This window comes from Candidatus Culexarchaeum yellowstonense (genome assembly GCF_024707025.1).
In the GTDB taxonomy this organism is placed as follows: Archaea; Thermoproteota; Methanomethylicia; order Culexarchaeales; family Culexarchaeaceae; genus Culexarchaeum.
In genome coordinates this window covers 1-3,489 of sequence record NZ_JANGFQ010000168.1, presented here as the reverse complement: position 1 = coordinate 3,489, position 3,489 = coordinate 1, and the positions used below count along the sequence as shown (strand labels likewise).

The 3,489-nt window shown below is 36.1% G+C and carries 4 protein-coding genes; 1 reads left to right on the top strand and 3 read right to left on the bottom strand.

Annotated features, from left to right (window positions below):
- Positions 1 to 303 (top strand): hypothetical protein (locus MRT15_RS10340; RefSeq protein ID WP_304330031.1); only part of this gene is annotated, 303 nt, incomplete at its 5' end.
- A gap of 308 nt (positions 304 to 611) precedes the next feature.
- Here MRT15_RS10340 and MRT15_RS10335 read toward each other — a convergent pair.
- From MRT15_RS10335 to MRT15_RS10325, 3 genes are read right to left on the bottom strand one after another with little or no spacing between them, the layout of a single operon-like run.
- A complete protein-coding gene (locus MRT15_RS10335) occupies positions 612 to 1,220 on the bottom strand; it encodes a hypothetical protein (protein WP_304330029.1) in 609 nt (202 codons plus the stop codon).
- A complete protein-coding gene (locus tag MRT15_RS10330; RefSeq protein WP_304330027.1) occupies positions 1,165 to 2,277 on the bottom strand; it encodes a S24/S26 family peptidase in 1,113 nt (370 codons plus the stop codon). Before MRT15_RS10330 ends, MRT15_RS10335 begins: the two co-directional genes overlap by 56 nt.
- The gene (locus MRT15_RS10325; RefSeq protein ID WP_304330025.1) at positions 2,274 to 3,476 is read right to left on the bottom strand and encodes a hypothetical protein; all 1,203 of its coding nucleotides are present in this window, start codon (positions 3,474 to 3,476) and stop codon (positions 2,274 to 2,276) included. The genes MRT15_RS10330 and MRT15_RS10325 overlap by 4 nt, the downstream gene beginning before the upstream one ends.
- Positions 3,477 to 3,489 lie beyond the last annotated feature (13 nt).

Here is a 3,489-nt window from a genome sequence, read left to right as displayed (position 1 = left end):
AACGCTTACATATTCAATTACAGAATCTTTTACAAAAATGAAACCGTCATATACATATACGCTTATGTTGACCCCCATTATAAGCGATTTCTACCAGACCTCTCAGAATTCCATCACTACATTTCCTACATGGAAGATAAATTTCCAAGCATACTATACTTAAATATCGATTACACCATCCATGCAATCATAAACCCATATGCCGAAATACAATACGATAAATACAATTACATAATCACTGGATTCCATATACAAGTATATAGTGGAAAAATAATAATCCCAATAACCATAACACCAGGATAACTAGTTTTACACTAGACCATTACCTGCCGTGAGTCTAATACTAATTTTTATGGGGAAAATTTATGTTTTGAAATTATATTCTTTATGGAATTGGGGTTGTTATTAAGCCTATGAAATCAGTTGCCCAGAAGTATTTTGGAGTCTTTAAGGTGGAGAAGTGGCCTGAAGATCTTGATGAATTTATTGTAAGAGTGATGAGGGATTGGTGGATTCGAAAAGGTATGTAATTGTATCCTCCTACTGGGTTGAAGTAACATTACATTTGGGAAACTGCCCATTAAATTTCACATGTTGCAATTATTTCCAATTTATTGCTCATGGATTTTGACATAATTTATTGCTGAACTTACCATTTGAATTGTTTCACTGAATATCATAATGGTTGGATTTGCAAGTATAATTGCAATCGTTGCTATCTCCATTCTTGTTTCTCCAAACTTTATGATTCCAGCATTTGATACATAATTATTGTTTATGATAAGTTGTTGTGCTATAATGTCTAGACTCCTCGTCAATCCAATTATCAATCCACACATGATCATTGAGGCTAAACTTAACCCGAACATCAATTTTATGATGGTTGAAGCTTCCCTCCCCCTATACAGCATCACAATCATAGTTAATGATGCCATCAATTCAAACATGTATAGTGTTATCGGTGGGATTGAGAGTGTTGCTATGGATTTTAATTGGTCTACCTCTATTGGAGATCCATAATACTCTAATCTATTGTATGCTATTGCTATGATTCCACTCAATGGTCCACTAAAAGTGTATTTTGGGATTAAAGTTAAAGTTAGCTTGTATATGGCATTCAATAGCATGATCACTAGAGATAATAGCGTAAGTTTGCTTAGTGTTTTATCCTGTGAATTTGATGTATTTCCTCTCAAACACCTCTCCCCCCAGAAACTCATATTTCAACTCCACATATGCGCCGATGGCTTCACCCTCCCTCCCAATCTTCAAAACTTGTTTTGATAATGCATTCACAGTTATCGGTTCCATGTAATCTGTTTTCATTATTCTCGTGAATCCAGCCTTATCCATCATCATATATATCACCTTTATCAAGCTTACATTCATACTCACATAATTTGGATTTTCAATTACAAGCTCTTCACCCTCAACGTATATGTTCAATTTCCTCCAGTTTATTTTATAGGTATAGTTCCCCTCCAAAACCCCCTTATCAAACCTCACCTTTAATTTGAAATTTATATCCTCAACCCTATTCCCATATGCCAATTGATAGATTTCCAATGGCGTTTCAACAATTACCGTGTGATCATCACTTATGTGCGCCTTTGAGTATATTGTTTTGTTCGCTATTTTGAATATGCATTCCTCAACATTTATTGGATACGTATACTGTACGCTATATCTAACCATAACTTCCGATACACTTAGAATTTTCACCTCCATCAAATTTACTGATGGTTTAGCTATTGCTGATTGTATTGGAGTGCTATTTATAGGCGTAAGCGATACTACTGCTATGCTAATCAATATTGACATCTCAAACACCATTACCTCAAAATCCTTACCTCCCCTCACATTTGCAATAACCCTCCTCCCCCTTAAAGCCATGTATACCATTGCAATAACCACGACCATTGGAAACCATAATTCCAACGGTATCACTGCTGTAACCACATATTTAATGTAATCCTTATCTATTGGTGGATCTAGCAGTTGCATGTTGTCACCCTTCATTATTACGGAGTCTCCCCTCAATTCCACAATTCTATGCGCAATATACTGCATGGGTTCAATTATGCATACCACTATATCCCCAACATCATATTTCAAATAATCCCTTGATACGCATACTATGAGGTCTCCACAATCTATTGTTGGCTTCATACTTGAACCAGTATACAACATTATTGTTGCTGGTAAAGTCAGCACTCTACCAATTAATGGTGTGAGCAGTAGAATTACGAGCAGTAGCTTTAATGCCATCCGCTTCATCCATAACCCGCCTCAACCCTCAATGGGTAACTTACCGTAATGTAATCTTCAACTTCATACTTGAATAGTATCTTCAACGTCACACTCCAATTGGCTGGATATGTAGCTGTAATATTCACGTACAGATTTAATATCGAGTTTTGCTGCAAGAGAATCTTTGATGTTTGATTTTCCACAATCAACCCATTAACCACCTTCGCTGACCTACTGTATTGACTATTCAAGTTTATCCATATGGATGCATTAAACCCTGATGGTATTACACCATTGATCGATTCAAACTCCAAACTCACATTGTAAACCCCATGATTATTTAATGCCAATAAGAATTTTTGTGGATACGTATAGTACGATATCCTTTTACCAGTATATCCTGTGGATTCACCTATTATGAATACGTCATCCACACCATCCTCAAAGTTTTCTGAAGCATTATACACCCCCTCAGCATGTACATCATCCAAATAGGCTTCAAACTTCAATTCTGGCTTATCTTGATTAAGCCATCCAAAGTATGATTCATATATGATTATTTGCGTTCCTTGCGTGATATTGTATTGGTAGCTGTAAATGTTTACTCCATCAACAAACCACTTTAAAGTCAATATGCATCCATCAATAGACCTCTCCACCCTAATTTTGAACTCATGCTTCTGATACGGGTTTATCGTGTACGGTGAGCTTTGCCCTTCGGAAGCTGGATCTGGTCCATACAATAATCCCAAAGCAGCTTTAACGTAGCTTCCATAGTACGTTATACTTGCCAAATAATAGTTATCCGTATATCCATTATAGAATCTTAAGTCAATTATTATTACGCCCTTACCCATAGGATCTTCAAAGCTTGCCATATGTACGCTCCATGAAACATTATAGTATCCTCCAGGGTCTAGGTTGATGTATGGTGCTGGCCCCTCAAGATATATAGTTCCATTCTCATCCTCATCATAAACGTTTAAAGCCAGATTCCTCGTTAAAGTTATGTTTGCCGACGTGTATGCTTCACCTAAATTTACAGTTGCATTTGGATTATTTGGATTTGAGAATATTATTGGCGGCTGAACAGGATTAAAATTTGAATTCAATGGATTGTAAACATATGTTGATGAAAACACCTTCAAATGCCAAATTGAAAGTATCAACAATATTATTGCAAATAATCCCCATTTCCTAGTATAACAACTCTTAAATGTCCTCATGGTGGATTCTCAA